Below are 416 nucleotides of genomic sequence, written 5' to 3'. Positions count from 1 at the left end.
GCGCCTGCCGGTCTGGTCGTCGGTGAAGCCGTCGCCGTCGGCGGTGAAGGTCAGGTCCCGTCCGTCCAGGCTCGGTCGGAACACACCGGTGACGGCGGCCTCGTCACCCTCGGTGATCACCGCCTCGTCCAGAGCCGAGACCGTGTCCGGGCTCGCCCACACCGTGACGGGCTCACCGCCGACCTCCACCTCCAGCACGCCCGACGCCAGGGCGCGGTCGACGGGAACGGCCAGCGCGGTGTCGTCGGAGCCGATGCCGATCACGCGCGCCTTGGCGGGCATGCGCGGGTCGGCGTCGGTGTCGAGTAGGAAGGGGTCGGTGTCGGGGTCGTCGTAGCCGACGTAGGGGTTGTGCCCGTAGTCGCGCTCGTGCCCGGTGTCCAGGCTGAGCACCGCGCCGTCGGGGTGGCCGTCCC

At 73.1% G+C, this 416-nt stretch carries 1 protein-coding gene; it reads right to left on the bottom strand.

What is annotated here, in order from left to right:
• Positions 1-416: DUF3179 domain-containing (seleno)protein (locus D471_RS0131995; RefSeq protein WP_017602387.1), on the bottom strand; the 416-nt coding region annotated here is incomplete at both ends.

Origin of the sequence: Nocardiopsis lucentensis DSM 44048 (assembly GCF_000341125.1) — a bacterium.
GTDB lineage: Bacteria > Actinomycetota > Actinomycetes > Streptosporangiales > Streptosporangiaceae > Nocardiopsis > Nocardiopsis lucentensis.
Note: the sequence above shows the minus strand (reverse complement) of the source record. Positions and strands in the feature narration are given on the sequence as shown.